Source organism: Mycobacterium sp., from assembly GCF_025933915.1.
Classification (GTDB): domain Bacteria; phylum Actinomycetota; class Actinomycetes; order Mycobacteriales; family Mycobacteriaceae; genus Mycobacterium.
The window spans coordinates 1-20,780 of sequence record NZ_JAICZA010000008.1; the positions used below are offsets into that span (position 1 = coordinate 1).

At 66.8% G+C, this 20,780-nt stretch carries 16 protein-coding genes; 10 read left to right on the plus strand and 6 right to left on the minus strand.

Features of this window, described 5'->3' with window-relative positions:
• Both Q0W90_RS02150 and Q0W90_RS02155 read right to left on the minus strand, forming a co-directional pair.
• On the minus strand, positions 1-1,447 hold a 1,447-nt coding region (locus Q0W90_RS02150), incomplete at its 3' end, for an AMP-binding protein (protein WP_297772927.1).
• A complete protein-coding gene (locus Q0W90_RS02155) occupies positions 1,447-2,574 on the minus strand; it encodes a Rieske 2Fe-2S domain-containing protein (RefSeq protein WP_297698666.1) in 1,128 nt (375 codons plus the stop codon). The genes Q0W90_RS02155 and Q0W90_RS02150, both read right to left, overlap by 1 nt.
• A 111-nt stretch (positions 2,575-2,685) precedes the next feature.
• Between Q0W90_RS02155 and Q0W90_RS02160 the strand changes: the two genes are divergently transcribed.
• Positions 2,686-3,942, plus strand: coding sequence for a cytochrome P450 (locus Q0W90_RS02160; RefSeq protein WP_297772931.1), 1,257 nt, complete (start codon positions 2,686-2,688; stop codon positions 3,940-3,942).
• Positions 3,943-3,960: 18 nt separating this feature from the next.
• Here the strand turns inward: Q0W90_RS02160 and Q0W90_RS02165 are convergent, their stop codons facing one another.
• Both Q0W90_RS02165 and Q0W90_RS02170 read right to left on the minus strand, forming a co-directional pair.
• Positions 3,961-4,152: a ferredoxin gene (locus Q0W90_RS02165; protein WP_066866641.1), complete on the minus strand. Its 192-nt coding sequence runs from the start codon at positions 4,150-4,152 to the stop codon at positions 3,961-3,963.
• A gap of 18 nt (positions 4,153-4,170) precedes the next feature.
• On the minus strand, positions 4,171-6,585 hold the full coding sequence (locus Q0W90_RS02170) for a CoA transferase (protein ID WP_297698662.1): 2,415 nt from the start codon (positions 6,583-6,585) through the stop codon (positions 4,171-4,173).
• 94 nt (positions 6,586-6,679) lie between these two features.
• Between Q0W90_RS02170 and Q0W90_RS02175 the strand changes: the two genes are divergently transcribed.
• Together Q0W90_RS02175 and Q0W90_RS02180 are read left to right on the plus strand one after the other, a co-directional pair.
• Complete coding sequence (locus Q0W90_RS02175; RefSeq protein ID WP_297595867.1) at positions 6,680-7,501, plus strand: FCD domain-containing protein; 822 nt, start codon at positions 6,680-6,682, stop codon at positions 7,499-7,501.
• Between the two features lie 19 nt (positions 7,502-7,520).
• Positions 7,521-8,237: an SDR family oxidoreductase gene (locus Q0W90_RS02180; protein ID WP_297595865.1), complete on the plus strand. Its 717-nt coding sequence runs from the start codon at positions 7,521-7,523 to the stop codon at positions 8,235-8,237.
• 3 nt (positions 8,238-8,240) lie between these two features.
• Here the strand turns inward: Q0W90_RS02180 and Q0W90_RS02185 are convergent, their stop codons facing one another.
• Positions 8,241-9,110: an LLM class flavin-dependent oxidoreductase gene (locus Q0W90_RS02185; protein ID WP_297772934.1), complete on the minus strand. Its 870-nt coding sequence runs from the start codon at positions 9,108-9,110 to the stop codon at positions 8,241-8,243.
• A 76-nt stretch (positions 9,111-9,186) separates the two neighbouring features.
• Between Q0W90_RS02185 and Q0W90_RS02190 the strand changes: the two genes are divergently transcribed.
• From Q0W90_RS02190 to Q0W90_RS02210, 5 genes are read left to right on the plus strand one after another with little or no spacing between them, the layout of a single operon-like run.
• A complete protein-coding gene (locus Q0W90_RS02190) occupies positions 9,187-10,266 on the plus strand; it encodes an acyl-CoA dehydrogenase family protein (protein WP_297772936.1) in 1,080 nt (359 codons plus the stop codon).
• 49 nt (positions 10,267-10,315) lie between these two features.
• Positions 10,316-11,422 carry an acyl-CoA dehydrogenase family protein gene (locus tag Q0W90_RS02195; RefSeq protein ID WP_297595859.1) on the plus strand — a complete coding sequence of 369 codons (1,107 nt, stop codon included), beginning with the start codon at positions 10,316-10,318 and terminating at the stop codon, positions 11,420-11,422.
• Complete coding sequence (locus Q0W90_RS02200; protein WP_297595857.1) at positions 11,419-12,576, plus strand: acyl-CoA dehydrogenase family protein; 1,158 nt, start codon at positions 11,419-11,421, stop codon at positions 12,574-12,576. The genes Q0W90_RS02195 and Q0W90_RS02200 overlap by 4 nt, the downstream gene beginning before the upstream one ends.
• On the plus strand, positions 12,573-13,508 hold the full coding sequence (locus Q0W90_RS02205) for an acyl-CoA dehydrogenase family protein (RefSeq protein ID WP_297595854.1): 936 nt from the start codon (positions 12,573-12,575) through the stop codon (positions 13,506-13,508). Before Q0W90_RS02200 ends, Q0W90_RS02205 begins: the two co-directional genes overlap by 4 nt.
• A gap of 31 nt (positions 13,509-13,539) precedes the next feature.
• The gene (locus Q0W90_RS02210; protein WP_297772939.1) at positions 13,540-15,048 is read left to right on the plus strand and encodes a class I adenylate-forming enzyme family protein; all 1,509 of its coding nucleotides are present in this window, start codon (positions 13,540-13,542) and stop codon (positions 15,046-15,048) included.
• 28 nt (positions 15,049-15,076) lie between these two features.
• On the opposite strand, the gene Q0W90_RS02215 is transcribed toward Q0W90_RS02210, so the two are convergent.
• A complete protein-coding gene (locus Q0W90_RS02215) occupies positions 15,077-17,989 on the minus strand; it encodes an MMPL family transporter (protein ID WP_297772973.1) in 2,913 nt (970 codons plus the stop codon).
• A 423-nt stretch (positions 17,990-18,412) separates the two neighbouring features.
• On the opposite strand from Q0W90_RS02215, the gene Q0W90_RS02220 reads away from it, so the two are divergent.
• Both Q0W90_RS02220 and Q0W90_RS02225 read left to right on the plus strand, forming a co-directional pair.
• Positions 18,413-19,441, plus strand: coding sequence for a hotdog fold thioesterase (locus tag Q0W90_RS02220; protein ID WP_297595850.1), 1,029 nt, complete (start codon positions 18,413-18,415; stop codon positions 19,439-19,441).
• Positions 19,442-19,522: 81 nt separating this feature from the next.
• Entirely contained in the window at positions 19,523-20,731 is a 1,209-nt protein-coding gene (locus Q0W90_RS02225) for an amidohydrolase family protein (protein ID WP_297595848.1), read from the plus strand.
• Positions 20,732-20,780 lie beyond the last annotated feature (49 nt).

Here is a 20,780-nt window from a genome sequence, read left to right on the forward strand (position 1 = left end):
CCTCGACGAACCGCGGCACACAGAAGTACGGCATCCGGTCCGCGCAGAAATCGAGCAGCTCCGCGCAATCCAGGGCGGCCCCGGGACGCAACGTCACGACCAACAGGATGTCGTCTTCACCCAACTCGCTGGGCACCCCGACGGCCGCGGCTTCGGCCACGGCGGGGTGGCGCATGACGACGGTCTCCACCTCGACCGAGGAGACGTTTTCGCCGCGCCGGCGCAACGAGTCTTTGACGCGGTCCACATAGGTCAGGTTCTGATCGGCATCGAGACGACCCAGATCGCCGGTGCGGAACCACTCCGGGTGCGGATCTACCCGCAGACCCTGACTCACATAGCCTTCGCTCATCACGTGCGGCGACGTGGGCCGGCAGGCGATCTCCCCGACGGTGCCGGCCGGCAGCGGATTGCCACCCTCGTCGAGGATGCGCACGTCGAAATCGGGATTCGGCCGGCCGGAGGTCCCGGGTACGCCCTCGTCGGCCACGGCCTTGAGGGCGATCGGGAATGCCTCGGTCAACCCGTACATCGTGACGATGCGGCAGCCGTAGCGCTTTTCGATGTCGCGGTAGGAGCCCGCGTCGATGGGCGCGGCGGAGATGAACCGCAGCGGCAGCTGCGCGTCACGGGGATCCGCGGGCAGGTTCTGCAACATCGACACCATCGCGCCGGCGCCGGCGAAACCGACGGCCCCGTGGGCGCGGATCTCATCCCACACCTGGCCGGGGTGAAAGGCCTTCGCCAACACGGTGGTTCCACCGACCAGCATCGGCGCCAGCACGCTAGGCGCGGCGCTCAAATGGAAGAGCGGCATCGCCGTCCACAGCACCTCCCCCGGGCCGAAGCCCCACGCCGAAGAGGCGGTGGCGGCCACCGTGAACAGATAATGCCATGTGGTGGCGACCGCTTTCGACGGGCCGGTCGTGCCCGATGTGTAGAACAGCACCCCCACGTCCGCCACCCCGGCGGGGCTATCGCTCACCGGGTGGTCGGGAGTGCTGCACAACACTTCGGCGAGTGAATCATCCTGCACCACAATGTCGGTCACCGTGTCCAGTCGGCCGACGACCTCGTCGACGCGGTGCCGCCGCTCGGCATCGGTGAGGATCACCTTGGCCCGCGACAGCCGAAGCGTGTGCAGCAGGAACTCACCCTTGTTCGCGGCATTGATCGCGGCGCTCACCGCGCCGATGCGCGCCGCGCCCAGCCAGAGGTAGACCCATTCCGGACAGGTGGCGGTGAACAACGCCACGCAATCACCGCGGCCGACGCCCAAGCCGGCCAACATGTTTGCCGCCGCGCGGGACCGTCGCCGCATCTGCTCGAAGGTCACGTCCACACCCGCGATCGACATCATCACCCGGTCGGGATACTGCTCGGCCCGCCGATCCAGCACGGCCGGCACGGTGAAACTGTCGACACCGAATTCGGCGGGCCCGGGCATCAGGCTTTCGCGGCCGCCGGGTCGGGCGCGCCGTCGGCGGTGTAGCCGAAATCGGACGGCGACGGCTGCGTCCCGGGATAGAAGCGGTGCGCCCAGCGGCGAAGGGCCGCGTAATCATGCGCCTCTTCGGGAGCCAGATTCGGCTTCTCCAAATACTTCATGTTCTCCCACGTGAAGAAGTCCTGCTTGATGACTTCTTGCTGAAGCCCGAGGAACCGGGCGGCGCGTCCGGTGGGCACGTCACCGGTGTCGCCCGGTTCACGCACGGAAGCCTGGGTGTAGAAGTAGTCGGTGTAGTCCTCGTCGACCGGTGTCTGGCCGGTGACCTGAACGGTGGCCACCAGTTCGCTGGGGAATCGCACCACGCCCAGCCCCAACGAGTAGTTGTCGTAGATGATCTTGGCGTCGACCGGTCCGTTCGGGGTCAGCCACGTCTGCGCCCGGCCCCCGCCGAAATGGGCGTTGACCGTCGCGTGCAGGTGATAGCCGGCCACCTCGAACGACGCGGTGGTGGCCGGATTGGCGGCCTTGTGCACGTACTGAACGTGGTACGGGTCAGCGGCGTTCTCGATGATCATCTGCGGGTGCACCTTGACCCGGTTGAGCATCTGGGTGTGCGGATGCAGGGGGTAGTACTCGTCGGTCTCCAGTTCGGGCAGCACCGGCGGCTGCCAGTAGGGCGCCCGCCCGTGCCGCTCGTGCCAGGCCAGGACGAACCCGTACCACTCCATGCTGGGATAGGTCCGGATGCGGACGTTGTTTTTGCACCCGATCTTGCTGTAGGGAATCAGCGCGTTGCTGCCGTCGCCGCGCCAGTGCCAACCGTGCCAGGGGCAGACGATGTTCTCGCCCTCCACGGTGCCGCCGACGGCGAGGTTGGCACCGAGGTGCTGGCAGTAGGCGTCCATCACGTGGACCTGGCCGGACTCGGTGCGGAACAGCACCAACTCCTCACCGAAGTAGTGCGCGCGTTTGACCTGCCCGGGAGCCAGGTCGGAGCCGAACGCAACGATGAACCAGCCCGTCGGGAAACGGTAGGTCGACAACGCGATGCCGCCCTGCCCGAACTCTCGTTCCGAGGGATCCTCGGCCGACTCCGGGGCCGAGTCCGAAATTGTATCCGTCACCAGCACTCCCGAGGGTTCGACGACTAGCTCTATTTTTACTATCTTAAGCATAGAACGTCAACGCGGCGCTCGCCGCCTTATGGTGTGTGTCCGACAGAACGGGGTTCGGTGATGACGGCTACGGCAGTCGACTTGTCCGATTTATCCTTGTGGTGCAACGGCTTTCCCGACGACCTGTTCGCCGAGCTGCGACGCAGCAGGCCGCTCTTCCGGCACGACCTGACGCCGGGCGTCGCCAGGCTGTTTTCCGGGGGTGCGCCGCGCGAATTCTGGGTGGCAACCAAACACCGGCACACGGTCCGCCTGCATCGCGATACCGAGTCGTTCACCGCGGCCGACGGCCCACTCATTCAGCCGGTCGCCATGTTCTCGTCATTCCCGACGATCATCACGTTGGACCCGCCGGACCTGAATAAGCGCCGAAAACTGATCTCCAACGCCTTCAATCCGCGCGCGATCGCCAAGCTGGAGAACGGTATCCGGGCGCGTGCGGCGCGGATGATCGACGGCCTGCTCGCGCAGGGTGGCGGGGACTGGATCGATGATGTCGCCGACGCGTTGCCGATGTCGGTCATCGGCGACATCATCGGCATCCCGGAGGAGGACCGGCCACGAATATTCGACATCTTCGACCGCATCCTGAAGGCGCTTGCGCCCGAGGCGGGCCCGAGCGGTCAGGTGGAACTCGAGCTCTTTGGCTCGGTCTTCGAATACGCGATGAAGCTCACCGCCGAAAAGCGGCGCAATCCCACAGAAGACATCTGGAGCACGCTCGCGACGGCGGTGATCACCGGCGACGACGGCGAGCAGTTCAGCCTGCCCGAAAACGAACTCGAGTTCTTCTTCTTCGTGCTGGCGTTTGCCGGCAGCGACACCACCAAGAACGCACTGGCCATCGGGTTACAGGCGTTCGTCGCCAATCCCGAGCAGATCGAGCGGTATCGCGAGCGGGAGGACCTGCGGGCCGGCGCCGTCGAGGAGGTGTTGCGCTGGGCGTCGCCGGTGGCGTATTGGACGCGCACTGCAAAGGTGGACGTCGAGATGGATGGCCTGCACATCGCCAAGGGCGAACGCGTGGTGTCGACCCTTCGCTCGGCCAACCGCGACGAGGAGGTCTTCGAGTCACCGTTTACTTTTGACATCGCCCGACAGCCCAACCCCCACGTGGCGTTCGGGGGCGGCGGACCGCATCATTGCCTCGGCGCGATGCTGGCCCGGGCGGAACTGCGCGCTGTGCTCGACGAACTGCTGCTGCGCTGCGATGACATCGAGGTCGGCCCGGCCAAGGTGGCCCATCCCAATCTGACCACCAACATGTCGATCTACGACGAGCTGGCCATAAAGCTGACCGAGCGGCGCTCGGTCTGATTCGCGACAGCGCCCGTGTCAGTCGACCAGCCGCAGCGCGGCCTTGGGGCACTGGTCCACCGCGGCGCGCACATCGATTTCCAGGCGGGGCGGCACCGGGCCGTCCGCGATCTGCACCACGTCCTCGTCGCCCAACTCGAATACTTCCGGCGCCAGCGATTCGCAGAAGCCGTTGGCCTCACACAGGTTTTCGTCGACCGTCACTCGCATCGGATGCCCTCCACTTCTCTAGAGACCCTTGGGCCGGGTCCCGATCACCCCGCTGGTCGCAAGGCGTGTCAGTTCTTCGTCGGTCAGCCCGCACCGATCGCGCAGGATCTCTTCATTGTGCTCGCCCAGCTTCGGTGGCGGCCGCAGCAGCCAGTGGTCCTGACCGGCGAGGAGGGCGAACGGCGGGCACGGGTAGAGGCCGAGTCCGGTACTCGCATGATGCAGCGCTTCGAAAAACCCGCGCTCGCGCAGTTGCGGATTGTCGGTGACCAGCGACGGTGACACCACCGGCGCCGCGGGAATTCCCGCGCCGGCCAGGAGTTCCACCGTCGATTCACGTGGCTGCGAGACGAACCAGTCCGCCAGCCGGGCATCGATGTCGTCGGCTCGTTTCTGACGCCCGGCGACGGTGGACAGCGCCTCGTCCTCGCCCCACGCGGGCCGGCCCATCAGGTCGAGCAGCGCGCGCCATTGCGCGTCGTCACGAACGGTCACCGCGATCCAGTCGTCGTCCTTGTCGCCGTGGGCGGCGCAGCGGTAGATGTTCTGGATCGCCGACCCGTGACCGCGGTTGCCCCGACGGCTCAGCGTGACGCCGAAGACTTCGGACTCGATCGCCTGGATCGCGGTGGCGTTGAGCACCGTTTCGAGCATCGGCAGTTCGACCAGCTGACCGCGCCCGGTGCGTTCGGCGAAGTTCAGCGCGGCCAGCACGGCGAACGCGGCGTGCACGCCGGCCAGCGGATCGCAGGCTCCGCGTGGGGTCACCGGCGGCGCGTCCGGCAGTCCGGTCACCCAGGCCAGGCCGGCGATCTGCTCCATGGTGGGGGCGAACCCGACCCGATCGCGCCAGGGACCCTCGACGCCGAATGCGGGCATCCTGGCGAACACCAGTTTGGGGTTGACCCCGAGCAGCACATCGGCGGTGAGGCCGAAGTGGTCCATCACCCGCGGCGAGAAGTTTTCGATCACGACGTCGGCGCCGGCGACCAGTTCGGTGAACAGGCGGCGGCCCTGCTCGGAGCCCAAATCCAGAGTGACCGAACGCTTGTTGGTGTTCATCGCGTGGAACACCCAGCCGTACTCCCACCAGTCGTCCACGTCGTTGCGCATGCCGCCCGAATAGCGGATGCCGTCGGGGCGCTGGATCGATTCGATCTTGACGACGTCGGCGCCGAACGCCGCCAGCAGATGGGTTGCGGCGGGCCCGGCCCAGAAGGCGGTCAGGTCGATGATGCGGACACCGGCCAGCGGTAACCCGTCGCGCGCCGGTTCGGCTTCGGATTCCTCACGGCTCCACGGGGATTCGTCATCGGCCTCACCGAGGACCGGCGTTTCGCGCACGCGTGCGGGCGCGCAGGCCGACATCAGCCAGGGCGGACGGGGCTGGTGGAAACCGGCCGGGTTGTGGGCGAAGACCTCGCGCTGGCGCACGTATTCCAGCTCCCGGATGGTGGAGCCGTTGCCCAGCGCGGCGATCGGCAGCCGGAAAAGTTGCCCGAGCTCGACGATTTCGGCGACGGTCCGTTCGGCCAGCCAGGGATGGATCTGTTCGCGGATCAAATCGCGGTATTGCCATCGGCCGATTTGAAACCGCAGCTGTTCGATCTCCTCCAATTGCGGGCATCCGACCATCGCGACGAAGTCGAGCCACTGCTGACCGGTGACCATGGTGATCCCGACGTAGCCGTCCTTGACGGGTTCGATCGATGGCACCTCGGTGGTGCGGCGGATCGGCGGAACGCGCAGCAGCTGCGAATGCAACCATTCGCTGCTCTGCATCGTGGTGAGCGCTTCCAGCATGGACAGGTCAAGGTGCTCGCCGGGTCCGCCATGCTCGACGCGGCGGCGCACGGCCAACGCCCCGAACGCCGCGAACACGCCGCCCATGTACTCGCCCAGATCGCCGCCGATGGAAATCGGCGGGCCGGCGGGATCGCCCCGGAAGCCGGGTGAGCCCGCCCACGCCTGCAGGGTGAACTCGCTGGCCGCCCGGTCCGCGTAGGGTCCGGTCCAGCCGAAATCGGAGATCGTGACGACGACCGCCCGCGGCGAGTGCTCCAGCAGTTGCCGCGGGTCGATGCCCAGCCGCGCGGCCTGCGCCGGGCCGGCGGTGACGACGACGACGTCGGCGGCGGCCAGCGTGGCGTGAAATCGCGCCGAACCTTGGGCGCCGGGGGCGATCGTCATGCTGCGCTTGCCCGCGTTGAGGTAACTGAAAAACGGCGCGCTGTCGCTTTCGGCAACCGGCGAACCACTGGCGGAATATCGCCGCAGCCAATCCCCTTGCGGTGGTTCGATTTTGCACACCTGCGCGCCGGCGTCGAGCAGCAGCTTCCCGCAGTAGCTGCCCGCTATCCGGTCACTGATCTCGACGACACGCAAATCGTGTAGCGGTGTCGGCCGGCTTTCGGACCGCTCGCTCAATTGCACCCGTCCTTCCGATCGACACGCGATCAGAGAAGCTATTTATATCATTACTGCTAAAATAGCTAAGCCAGCGAGTTGCATGTGTTTCGAGGATCGGATGACCGCCTTGGGAATTGGCCCCGACGCCCGGCGCCGGTTGTCGGCGCCGCGGATCGCCGAAATCGTAGCCGACGAGTTGCGCCGTCAGATCATCGACGGCGACCTCGCCGATGGTGATCTCCTGCCGCGCCAAGAGGTGCTCGTCGAACAGTTCAACGTGAGTTTGGTGTCGCTGCGCGAGGCCTTGCGGATCCTGGAAACCGAGGGGCTGGTTTCGGTGCGGCGGGGCAACCGCGGTGGTGCCGTCGTTCACGCCCCGGCGAAGACCAGCGCCGCCTACATGCTCGGCCTGTTGCTGCAGAGCGAGTCCGTTGAGCTTGTCGATCTCGGCATGGCGCTGCAGGAACTCGAGCCCGCCTGCGCCGCCTTGGCCGCCCGCCGCCCGGACCGGGCGAGCACCCTGGTGCCCGAGCTCACGCGGATCAACGAGTCGATGGCCGAACACCTCGAAGACGGCCGCCGGTGCACCGAAATCGGTCGGGAATTCCACGATCTCGTTGTCCGCGGGTGCGGCAATCACACGATCATCGCGGTGGTGGGCAGCTTGGAGACGCTGTGGACCAGTCACGAACGGCAGTGGGCCGACGAGAGCGCGTCGCGTGGCACCTACCCCTCGCTTGCTCAGCGCCGCGCGGTGCTCAACACGCACATCAAGCTGACCGAGACCATCGCGGAGGGCAACGTCGACCGCGCCCGTCGTATCGCCGGCCGTCATCTCGCCGACACGCAGACCTACGTCCTGTCCGGTCAGCACGATCAACGCATCTATGCGCTGTCCCCGCAGGCCTTTTCGCGGCCGCGGGATATTCGGCACTCCTGAAGGGCGGCCTGCAACGGTCATGCGAACCGCATTGGTCACCGGTGGCAGCGGCGGGATCGGAAAAGGGTGCGCCCGCAAGCTGGTTGAGCGTGGTTACGACGTGGTGCTCTCCGCGCGCCGCGAAGACCCGTTGCGCGCCGCCGCCGAGGAGATCGGCGCGCGGCACCTGGTGGCCGACGCCTCCGATCCGGCCGGATTCCCCGCCGCGATAAGCGCATTGGAGACGATCGACCTCGTCGTCCACGCGGCGGGGGCACTCGGCGGAACCTACGCTCGCAAGCAGACGTTCGAGCAGTGGCGGGCCATCATGTCGGCCAACCTGGATTCGTGCTTCGTGGTGACATCCGCTGTGCTGCCCAGGATGAAGGCGGGCTCGCGGCTGGTGTTCATCTCCTCCTCGGCAGCACACGAGCCGATGCCCGCCCGCACCGCCTACTCCGCCTCGAAGGCCGGCATGAACGCGTTCGCGCGGGCCCTGGCGCTCGAAGTCGATCGCGACGGCATCAGCGTGCATATCGTCACGCCGGGCCCGGTGGCCACCGAGATGCTGCAGGACGTTCCCTTTGAGATGTACGCGATCGCGGTATCCGATGTCGCCGAGGCGGTCGTGTGGCTGGATACCGTTGACCCATCGGTCGACTTGCCGGAGATCCGCTTGTCCGCGGTGGAGCGGGGGCCGTTCGCACGACCGCCGGTCGTGCCCACCGAGGCCCGCCGCCGCGCGCAACGGGATTGACGCCTACGGTGCCGGGAACGGCTTGATCACCGATTCGCCGAACTCGCGCAGGGAGTCCGGCGCGGCGAAGTCGGCGAACCAGACGTAGAACCGCTCGACCCCCTGGCCGGCCAGTCCGGTGAAGTGCCCGACCAGCTCGTCGGCATCCCCGCAGATCAGTCCCGATCCCAGGTTGCCGAATCGACGCATGCTCACCTCGCGCACGGTGTCGGGATCGCTGCCCGACCGAACAAAGCCCACCATCTGCTGGATCGACAATCGGGCCGCCCCCGCGGCCCCGGTCAGCGTCGGCAGCTTGTCGAGCTGATGCGCCGGCAGGTTCCACCAATCCGCGTACCTGCGAACGAGTTCCATCATCCGGGGCCCGCTCCCACCCAAAACCAGCGGTATCGGGTGCGAGCGTCGCGGAGCTTGCGGCGCCGACTCGGCGTGCTCGGCCTCCCCCGTCCCATCGCCCCAGTACTGCCTGAGCAGTTTCAGGTGGCGGCCGAGCTGATCGACCCTGGCTTTCGGATCCTGCTGGCCGACATCGAATCTGGCGAATTCCGAGGGCCAGGATCCCGCCCCGAGCCCCAGCTCGAATCTGCCGCCGGACGCCTCCGACAGGGTGACGGCCTGTTTGGCGAGCACCGCGGGATGCCGGAACGCGTCGCAGAGCACCAGGTGCCCGATCCGCAGCCGCTCCGTCTTGGCGGCTACCCAAGTGGCAATCCCCATTGCCTCCCAGATGCTTTCGTCGGGCAGTCCGGGCGCCTCAAGGTGATCGATGAACGCGATGCCGTCGAAACCACTGGCCTCGGCATGGCGCGCCCGCTCCGCGATGTCGGCCGCCGACAGCCGGACCTGCGGCAGGAACAGATACCACTCGACCATGCGCCACCTAAGCGTGTGATTCGGCGCGATTGCACCGGCGGGGCTAGTTTATTATCTTTACTATGTTAGAGGTCTTATGGGTGTAGGGCTGAACTCGGAACAATTGTCGCTGCGCGACGCCGTACGCGACATATTACGTGCGGAGTGCCCGCCTGGGGCCGCCCGTCAAGCGATCACGGATCCGGAGCGCTGGCGTGCCCTGTGGAAGACCGTCGTCGATCTCGGCTGGACCGAGCTCGCCGCCCCCTTGCAGGACGGGGCCGGCGACTACGGGCCGGTCGAGCTTGCCGTGGTCCTCGAGGAATGCGGCGCCGTCATCGCGCCAATCCCGTTGCTGAGCAGCGTCGGTCTGGCCGCGGGGGTGCTGCGCGGCACCGGGCTCGATTCGGTCCTCACCGACATTGCCGGTGGAGCCGTCGCCACCCTGGCCGTCCACGCGCCCGGGTCGCGACTGCCCGGGGCGCCGATGACCCTGCGTGACGGACGCCTGCGCGGCCGGGCCGTCGCGGTCCCCAACCTGTCGCGCGCCGAGCTGGTCGTCACGCTGGCCCGCACCGACGACGGGGACACCGTGGCGGCGGTCGCGCATTGCGGCGACGGGGTGGCGGTGCTGCCGGCGGCGGAATCCACCGACCCGGCGCAGCCGGTGGCCGGCATCGATGTCGATGCCGAGCCGGTGGCCGTCGCCAGCATCGACATCGAATCGGCATTCGCGGCGCCGTGGATAGCGTGCGCCGCTGACCTGGTGGGCGTGGCGCGCGCCGCGTTGCACCGCTCCGTCGAGCACGCGAAGTCGCGGCGCCAGTTCGGTCAACCGATCGGCGCCTTCCAGGGAATCAAGCACGCGCTGGCCGACAACTACGTCAGCCTGGAACGCGCCCGCAGCCTCACCTATGCGGCGGCGGCCGCGCTCGCCGATCCGGCGGCCTCACCTGGCGACGCCTGGAACTCCGCCGCCCTCGCCAAAGCGGCGGCCGGTGACGCGGCCGCCGGTTGTGCGCGCACCGCGGTCCAGGTGCACGGCGCGCTCGGACAGACCTGGGAGCACGACGTGCACCTCTATGTCCGGCGCGCCTGGCAGGGCGCCGCGCTGCTGGGCGACAGTCGCGCGCTCTACCACGAGGTCGCCCGCCGATTCTGCGGGGGCGCAGCGTGAGCCGCACCGGCGACGATGCAGAGCGCAGCGATCAGGAGGTGCGGTGCCGGTGACCGCAGTCGTTGAGGAGTTCGGTGCGTGGTTGGTGCAGTTTTTGCCCGACGACTACTACGAGAAGTATCGGCAGTACCGGTGGGACCTGGGTCTGCGGCGCGATTACCAGCGGGCCGCCTTCGAGGCCGGGTGGATCCAGCCGACGTGGCCCCGCGAGCACGGCGGCCGGTCCCTGGGTTTGCGCGACGCCATGGAGGTCCGGCTCGAGGCCGCGCTGCGCTCGGCGCCCAAGCTGCCCAATATCGCCGGCCCCAACGTCGCCGCGCCGGGCATTCGTCAGTTCGGCACCGCCGCCCAAATCGAGCGCCTGCTCGTTCCACTGCTCCGCGGTGACGAGTGGTGGGCGCTGGGGATGTCCGAACCCGAAGCCGGGTCGGATTTCGCGGGGCTGCGCACGCGCGCCGAACGTGATGGGGACGTGTACCGGGTCAACGGCCACAAGACCTGGACCACCCAGGCCCACGAGTCGCGATGGTGCACCCTGTACGCCCGCACGGATCCCGATGCGCCGAAACACCGCGGCATCTCATGCCTGATTCTGGATCTGCACGCGCCCGGGGTCAGGATCGAGCCCATCCGCATGGCGTCGATCTCCGACGAGACGTTCTGTGAGGTCTTCCTCGACGACGTCGAGGTGCCGGCCGACAACCTGCTGGGGCCGCTCAACGGCGGGTGGCATGTCGCCTTGTCGTCGCTGCAGCATGAACGCCAGATGATCTGGATCATGAACTGGGTCGAGATCAAACGCGGACTCGACGCGGTGCGCGCCGCCGGCGCCGGCGTCTCGGGAGACGACGTCTACACCGAGCTCGGCTCGCTGCTCGCCGACGCCGAAGCGTTGCGGGCCACCGGATACCGCGCGCTGGGCAACGAGCTGGCGGGGCGGCCCAGCCCGGAAGCCGACATCATGAAGCTGCTCGGATCGCTTACGTTGCAGCGTGTTTGGGAACTCGGTGCGGCCGCGGCGGGCCCGGAGTCGGCCGCGGATCCGGATCTGCTGTTCGAACGTCAGGACGCGCTGGCCTCGACCATCTACGGCGGCACGTCGGAAGTGCAGCGCAACATCATCGCCGAGCGGCTGCTCGGACTGCCGAAGGGATGAGCACGATGGATTACGACCTCGGCGACGACGCCGGACAACTGCGAAGCCACCTGCGCGAGCTGGTGGCCAACCACATCCCCGCCGACTTCCTCGGCGCCTGCACCGAAAACCCGCAGGACCTCGCCACCACCGAGACGTTCTGCAAACTGCTGGCCACCGAGGGGCTGCTGGCGCTGGCATGGCCGAAAGAGCATGGCGGCGGCGGGGGTTCGGTCTGGCAGCAGACGGTGCTGCGCGAGGAGATGTGGGCCCAACACGAGCCGCGCGGCCCGCAGTACATGGGGATCAACTGGGTCGGGCCGGCGCTGATGCGCTACGGGACCGAGGAACAGAAGGCCAAGCACCTGGCGGCCATCGCCGCGGGGGATGTGATCTGGTGCCAGGGCTTTTCGGAGCCGGAGGCGGGAACGGACCTGGTGTCGTTGCGTACCCGCGCCGTTGCCGACGGTGACGGATGGCGCATCACCGGGCAGAAGGTGTGGACGTCGTATGCGCTGATGGCGTCCTGGTGCGTCCTGGCGGCGTGCACCGACCCCGACGCCCCAAAACACAAGCGGCTCACCCTGTTTCTGATCCCGATGGACCGCCCCGGCTTCACCGTCCGGCCCATCCCGTCAATGCTGGGACCGCACCACCTCAACGAGATGTTCCTGGACGACGTGCAGGCGATTCCCGGCGATGTGCTCGGCGAGGTCGGCGACGGATGGCGAGTGATGCGCGAAGCGCTGGCTTTCGAGCGGGTGGGCATCGCTCGGTACGCGCGGTGCGAGTCGCTGCTCGAACGCATGCGCAGCCAGCTCGGCGACGAGTGGGATGAGCTGCCCGAAACGATTCGCACCCGGTGGGTGCGGGCGCTCGTCGACCTACGCGTCGCCCGGCTGCTGGCCTATCGCGCCGTGTCACTACAGGACGATGCGGCGGCGGGCGCGGCCGCCAGCGCCGCCCGCATCGTCACGACGACCCTCGATCAACAGGTCGCCGAGCTGCTGTTCGACGTGCTGGGCCCCACGGCGCTGGACAGTGGCAGTTCCGCACCGCTGCACGGGGCGATCGAAGACCATTGGCGTTACGCACAGGCAGCCACCGTGGCATCGGGCACCATCGAAGTGCAGAAGATGCTGGTGGCCCGAGACGTGTTAGGAGCAAGCCGGTGAAAACCGATCTGCCGCAAGACATCAGCGAATTCGCCGCTGTCGCCACCAAGCGGCTGAGCAAATTGGGTGGGCCGCCGGCCGCGCTGCGCGCCGAGTCCGACGACACCGTCCGCGACGCGGCCCGTACCGCGTTGAACGAGGTGGGGGCGTTCGAACTCGACGTGCGCTCGGCGCCCGATGATCTGCTGGCCGCCGCGGTGCTGTGCCAGGCCGCCGGCGCCACCGTGCTGCCCTATCCACTGGTGGAGGAGCTACTGGCGATCGACGGCGCCCGCCTGGCCCTGGTGGATCCGAAAGCCCCGCGCATCGACCACGGCGACTTGGCCGGTGACTGGATCGCCGCGGACCTGGATGGCAATCGGTACCGGCCGCGGCCGGGGGCGCGGACCGGAGCCAAGCTGGGGCCGTTCCTGGTTCCGGCCGCCCTGAGCGCACCCGAGGGCAGCGTCGGAGCCGCCGACGTTAACCTTCATCTTGTGCTGGGATCATGGCGGATTCTGGGAGCGGTGCAGCAGTCGTTGCGCATCGTGACCGACCATGTGCGCGCCCGGATTCAGTTCGGTAAGCCCCTCGCGGACTTCCAGGCCGTCAGGTTCGCCGTCGCGGATGCCGCCGTCGCGGTCCGCGGACTCCATGAACTCGCGAAATACACGATCTGCCGACCGGAATCACTGCCGGCGCAGATCCATTCGGCGGACGCCCTGGTGCTTCGGCTCAAGGCCACCGACACCGCACGGCAGGTGATGCGCACCTCCCACCAGTTACTGGGAGCCCTGGGTTTCTGCGACGAGTCCGACGTCAGCGTGCTCGACCGGCACACCCAACCGCTGATCCGGCTGCCGCTGGGCACCGAGGAACTCGCCCTGCGCCTGATCCCCAGCGTGTCGGACGGGTCGCTGGAAACGCTGTTCAGCGAGCCGGTATCGGTATGAGCCGTCCCGGTGATGAGGAGGAGCGGCGCAGGTGAGTACCGAACCCGTCTCGGCCGACGCGCCCGCGAACCCCTTCGCGGACGGGGTTCCGTTCGGAACCAAGCTGCAAGAGCTCGCCGCGCAACGTGGGGACGATACCGCCGTCACGATCGTGACGCTCGACGGCACCGTCCAGTCGCTGACGTTCGGTGAACTCGACGCCCGCGCCAACCAGTGGGGCCGCGCACTTGCCGCCAACGGCGCCACCACCGGCGCCCCTGTAGCGCTTGCCATTCCAAACTCCCAGCATCTGACGCTGGCGACGCTGGGCTGTTGGAAGATCGGCGCGGTCCCGGTGCCCATGCACTGGGATCTTCCCGAGTGGGAGCGCGACCGGGTGCGCGAGGTGATCGACCCAGCCGTCGTCGTCGACGAAGCGAATCGCTGGGAGCTCGACGCCCGCGCGGCCGGCGAGTCCGACGGCCCGCTGCCGGTCGCGGTCTCCCCCACCGCCCACGGGATTTGCAGCAGCGGTTCCACCGGCGTGCCCAAGGTGATCCTCAACCTGGCGCCGTCGCTGTGGATCCCCCAGCAGGGTGAACCGTTCCTGTCGAACTGGACACCGGTGACGCAGCCGCAGACCATCATGGTCCCGGCACCGATGTATCACACCAACGGCTTCGCCACCCTTCTCATGCTGCTGGCCGGCGACCATCTGGTGATACTCGAGAAGTTCGATGCCGCATTGGTTCTCGACGTGATCGAGCGTTTCCGGATTACCAACTTCACGGCCACGCCCACCATGCTGGCGCGCATCGCGGCCCGGCCCGACGTCCGGCAGCGCGATCTGTCCAGCATCGTCTTCATCCTGCAGGGCGCCGCGGTGATGCCGCCGTCGCTGCTGCACACCTGGTTCGACCTGCTCAGCCCCGAGCAGATCGTGACGGCATACGGCATGACCGAAAACCTGGGGCTCACCGCGCTGCGCGGCGACGAGTGGCTCGCTCACCCGGGCAGCGTGGGCCGCGGATTCCGGGACACCGAGATCCGGATCCTGGACGCCGAGAAACGGCCGCTGGGCCCCGGCGAGGACGGTGACGTGTATCTGCGGGCGCCGATGAGCGCGGGATACCGCTACCTGGGTGGTTCGCCTCCGCTGCCGTCGACCGAGGACGGCTTCCGCTCCGCCGGGGACATAGGCCATCTCGACGAGGACGGCTTTCTCTACATCGTGGACCGCCGCGTCGACATGATCGTCAGTGGCGGCGCCAATGTCTTTCCGGCCGAAGTCGAGTCCGCGCTCGCCGGGCACCCCGGCATCGCCGACGTCGTCGTGATCGGGCTGGCCGACCCGCAATGGGGGCGCCGCGTGCACGCGGTGATCCAGCGCGCCGACACCGACGGCGCCGAACCCCTCACCGAACAGCACGTGATCGAGTACGCGAAGCTTCGCCTCGCCCCGTACAAGGCGCCCAAGACAGTCGAATTCGTCGACGCGATACCGCGCACCGCGGCGACCAAGGTCAACCGCTCGGCGATGATCGAGGCCCGGGGCGGCTGAGCGCCCCTGCCGCGACGGCGAGTGTTTCTCAGCGGTGCGGGCTCGGCTGGCGACCATCGGTGAGCGGCGGCTGCCCATCGGTGACCGGCGGCTGCCCGTTGGTGCTTGGTGCTTGCGCGTTGGTCGGCAACAGCAGGGAGCGAACCAGGGTACGGCTTCCCGCCCGGTCGAACAGCTCACTGGCCGGGCGGGGGCGCACCCGTTGCGGCCACCAGAACCAGCGCCCGAGCAGCACGGCGATCGACGGTGTCAGGAACGAACGCACGACGAGCGTGTCGAACAACAGGCCGATGCCGATGGTGGTCCCCACCTGTCCCAGAATCCGCAAGTCGCTGAACACGAATGACGACATGGTCGCCGCGAACACCAGGCCGGCGGAGGTCACCACCCCTCCCGTCCCGGCCATCGCCCGGATGATTCCCGTCTTCAGGCCGGCCCCGATTTCCTCCCGGAACCGCGAGACCAGCAGCAGGTTGTAGTCCGACCCCACGGCCAACAGCAGGATTATCGACATCGCGAGCACCATCCAGTGCAGTTCGATGCGGAAGATGTGCTGCCAGACAAGCACGGACAGCCCGAACGAGGTGGCCAACGAAAGGAGCACGGTGCCAACGATCACCAGGGCGGCGACCGCACTTCGGGTGATGATCAACATGATGATGAAGATCAGGCTGGTCGCGGCTACTCCGGCGATCAGCAGGTCGTACTTGGAGCCGTCGCGCATATCCTTGTAGAGCGCGGCGAGGCCGCCCACATAGATCTTGGCGCCCTCCAGGGGGGTCCCCTTGATAGCCTCCTTCGCGGCCCCCCGGATGGCGTCGACACGTGAGATGCCTTCCGGCGTAGCGGGATTGCCCTCGTGGGAGATGATGAAGCGGGCCGCCTTGCCGTCCGGAGACACGAACAGCTTGAGAATCCGCTTGAAGTCGGGATTTCCGAAAGCCTCGGGCGGCAGGTAGAACGAGTCGTCGTTTTTCGCGGCGTCGAACGCCTGCCCCATAGCGGTGGAGTTCTCGCCCATGATTTCGGTCTGGTCGTAGAAGGACGACATGGTGCTGTGCATGCTCAACATCATGTTCTTCATGTTCTTCATCACCGCGATCTGCGGCGGTAGCTGCGTGAGCATCTGGCGCACCAGCGAAGCCGTGATGTCCATGTCCGCGGTGATCTGCCCCAGCTTGTCCGCCTCCTGGTCCACACCGTCGAATGATTCGAACATGGATCTCAGCGACCAGCAGATGGGGACATCGAAACAGTGCCGCTCCCAATAGAAATAGCTGCGGATCGGCCGCAGGAAGTCATCGATGTTCACGATATGATCCCGCAGTTCATCGATGATCGCCAGCATGTCATGCATGTCGCTGTCGGTGCGGTCGGTGGTGGCGGACATCTTCTGCATGATCTGGTACATGCGTTCCAGCGTGTCGATCGATTCTTGCATCGTGTCCGCCTGCGTCAGCATGTCAGCCGCACGGTCTTTGAGATACTTCAAGTTCTCCATTCGGACGGCGCTTTGCACACTGATCAGAAACGGTATCGATGTATGTTCGATGGGGGTGCCCAGCGGTCGCGTAATCGCTTGCACCCGTGCAACACCCGGCACGTGAAAGACCGCCCTGGCCACCCGGTTCAGCACCAGCATGCCGCTCGGATTGCGCAGATCGTGGTCGGTCTCGACCAGCAGCAGTTCGGGGTTCATCCGCGACTGGGAAAAGTGTCGGTCGGCGGCCTGATATCCGACATTGGCGGGCATATCGGCGGGCATGTAACGCCGGTTGTCGTAATTGGTGTTGTAGCCGGGCAGGGCGAGCAGGCCGATCAGGGAGACGGCGATGGTCACCGCCAGGATCGGGCCCGGCCACCGCACGATGGCGGTCCCCAGCCGGCGCCATCCCCGGGTGCGCATGAGTCGCTTGGGTTCGAAGAGCCCAAAGGAGCTGCCGGCGACCAAGATGGCCGGACCCAGCGTCAGCGCGCCGAACACCGTGACGAGCATTCCGATCGCGCAGGGCGGGCCCAGGGTCTGGAAATACGGCAGCCGGGTCAAGCTGAGGCAATACATCGCACCGGCAACGGTCAGGCCCGAGCCCAGAACGACGTGGGCCGTCCCGCGGAACATGGTGTAGAACGCGGCCGTCCGATGCTCGCCGGCGTGGCGCGCTTCCTGATAACGCCCGACGACAAAGATGGCGTAGTCGGTTCCCGCCGCCATGGCCATCACCACGAGCAGGTTGACCGCATACGTCGAGAGCCCGAAAGCGTTGTGGGAGGCCAGTATTGCGACGGTCCCCCGAGCCACGACCAGTTCGATCCCCACCGTGACGACGATCAGGATCATCGTGGCGACCGAGCGGTAGATGAACAGCAGCATCACCAGGATCACCGCGCCGGTGATCGCGGTGATCTTGGCGATGCCCCTGTCGCCGACATCGACGCCATCGGCGGTCACCGCCGCCCCGCCGGCCACGTAGGCGCGCACGCCGGACGGCGGCGCCGTGGTGGCCACGATGTGCCGCACCGCGGCGACCGACTGGTTGGCCAGATTTTCGCCCTGGTTACCGACGAGGTGCGCCTGCACGTAGGCGGCCTTGCCGTCCAAGCTTTGCGAGCCGGCCGCCGTCAGGGGATCTCCCCACAAGTCCTGCACGTGCTCGACGTGCTTGTCCTGGGAGAGCCTGCGGACCAGCTCGGCGTAGTACCGGTGGGCGTCGTCGCCGAGCGGGTGATCGCCCTCGATCACGATCATGACGGCGGTGTCGGTGTCGAATTCGCCGAACACCTGGCCGATGCGGCTCATCGCCTGGATCGACGGCGCGGCGGCGGGAACCATCGACACCATGTGCGTCCTGCCGACCTTTTCCAATTGCGGCACCACGGTATTCACGAGGACCGCGAGCCCGAGCCAAAAGAAAATGATCAGCACCGGCGACCCGTGGATCATTCGCGCCAGCAAAGAGGGAACCGAATGCGATCCAGGTTCGTCCTTCGTCATGCCGCCGAAAAGACACACAGCTATATCGCTCCAATTGAATGCAGGTGACACGATGAGGTAGCGAGGCGGCGCCAAAGTCGCGCGGATCCGGCGACGGCCACACGAGTACCCATCACGGTGAGGTTCGGGCCCACCTCCGCACATGGTCGGCATATTCGATTGCGCTCAAAATTTTATTGACCGAAAATAAAATTCTAGTCAGCAACACACCGTGAAAATGCCGGTATGGCTCTTCGATTTCGGCATGATGCGACGGGGCCCGCGGCGCCCGCGGGAGACACCGCGCCGGTTCGGACTTCGCGCATATGTCACCGAGCGCGGTAACCTCATTCTCGGAGCGCACGGAAGCGCGACGGAAGGGACACAGCGCCGATGACCGCCCCCAGTGACGAAGCCGAAGTGACGCGCGGCGACCGCTTCATCAAGACCGCCGTCGCGATTCTGGGCGAAACGGGACGCACCGACTTCACCGTGCAGGAGGTCGTCGCCCGCTCCAAGACCTCACTGCGTGCCTTCTACCAACACTTCACCAGCAAGGACGAACTGCTGCTGGCGCTGTTCGACAGAACCATCGCCCAATCGGTGCAGACCTGGCGCGCCGAAACCAGGGGGCTGGACGGCACCTCGGCACTGAAGTTGCTGATCGACCGGCTCAGCCAGCAACCGGCATCGAGCACCCAGGACAGCCTCAATCGGGCGCTGACCCTCTACAACCAGCACTTGGCCGAGACCCGTCCCCGCGAATACGCCCGGGTGCTCTCTCCCCTGCATCGGCTGATTCGCGACATCGTCGGTCAGGGCATCAGCGAGGGAATCTTCAACCCCGGATTGGACGTCGGTGCGGCCGCCGCCATCGTCATGCAGACGGTGATGGGTGCGCAGCGATTGCATTGGCTGGGTTCGGAATTGAATGGCGCACCGGTCGACAACGGCCAGCTCTACGACTTCTGCAGCCGCGCCCTCGGTATCCGCGAGACCGACGGAGAGTCGACGGCCCCGTCGCTGGCCGAGCTGTTCGCCCAGATCGGCATGCGCCCGGGCAGCCGCAACGGCGAGTTCGCCATGACCATGCCGGTCAGCCCGCAGGTGGTCAACACCTCCGGCGCGCTTCAGGGCGGCCTGATCGCCACGCTGGTGGACGTGGCGGGCGGGCAATTCGGGCTGGATTACCTGGAGCAGGGCACCACGATGACGACCTCGGATTTGTTTGTCCGCTACCTGCGACCGGTCCGGCAGGGTTCGGCTTTCGCGGTGCCCAAGGTGTTGCGATCCGGACGACGGGCGATGGTGATGCAGGTGGATATCTTCGGCGACGGCGACGAACTCCTCGCCACGGCCACCGTGAATTTCGCCATCATCAACGGCACGACGCCGACGAACGGCCTACGGGCTGACGGGTAGGGCCGTGTTACACGCTGTTGCGCAGAAGTGGTAACGTCATTACCAGGCAGTGAGAATTTCAGACTTTGCAAGGAGATCGCCATGCCATCTCGCGAGCTTCCCTTCCCCGTTTTCGACGCGGACAACCACATGTACGAGCCGCAGGAAGCGCTGACCAAGTTCCTGCCGGAGAAGCGCAAGAACGTCATCGACTACGTCCAGGTCCGCGGCCGCACCAAGATCGTGGTGCGCGGCCACATCAGCGAGTACATCCCGAACCCCACCTTCGAGAAGGTGGCCAGGCCGGGCGCGCAGGAGGACTACTTCCGCAACGGCGCACAGGGCAAGACCTACCGCGAGATCCTCGGCGAGCCGATGGCGGCGATCCCCGCCTTCCGCGAACCGGGTGCGCGCCTCGAGGTCATGGACGAGCTCGGCATCGACTACGCGCTGATGTTCCCGACGTTGGCCAGCCTGGTCGAAGAGCGCATGAAGGACGACCCGGAGATGACCCACGACGTCATCCACGCGCTCAACGAGTGGATGCACGAACAGTGGACGTTCAATTACCAGGACCGCATCTTCGCCACTCCGGTGATCACCCTGCCGATCGTCGATCGCGCACTCGAAGAACTCGAGTGGTGCCTGGAGCGCGGCGCCCGCACCGTGCTGGTCCGCCCGGCGCCGGTGCCCGGATACAAGGGCAGCCGGTCGTTCGGCCTGGAGGAATTCGACCCGTTCTGGCAGGCCTGCATCAAGGCCGGCATCCCGGTCTCGATGCACGCGTCGGACAGCGGTTACTCCGAGTTCGCCAATGTGTGGGAACCCGGCGACGAATTCCTGCCGTTCAAGCCGACGGCCTTCCGGAGCTTTGCGATGGGTCACCGCCCGATCCTGGACGCGATGGGTGCGCTGGTCTGCCACGGCGCCTTGTCCCGCAACCCCGAGCTGCGGATCCTGTCCATCGAAAACGGGGCCGACTGGGTGCCCGACCTGTTCAAAGGCCTCAAAGGTGTCTACAAGAAGATGCCGCAGGCTTTCACCGAGGACCCGGTCGAGGCGTTCAAGCGTTGCGTCTACATCACCCCGTTCTGGGAGGACCGGTTCACCGAGATCGTCAACATGGTCGGGACTGACCGGGTGATGTTCGGCTCCGACTGGCCGCACCCCGAGGGCCTCAAGGACCCGATCAGCTTCGTCGACGAGCTCACCGATTTCAGCGACGAAGACAAGGCAAAGATCATGGGCGGCAACCTGATGAAGCTCATGAAGGTTTCCGCGCCGGCGTCGAAGAAGCCCGTCTCGGCCTGATCGCTTGCCGGACGCAGTCCGGGGGTGGCCGAAATAAACCGTGCGCCAC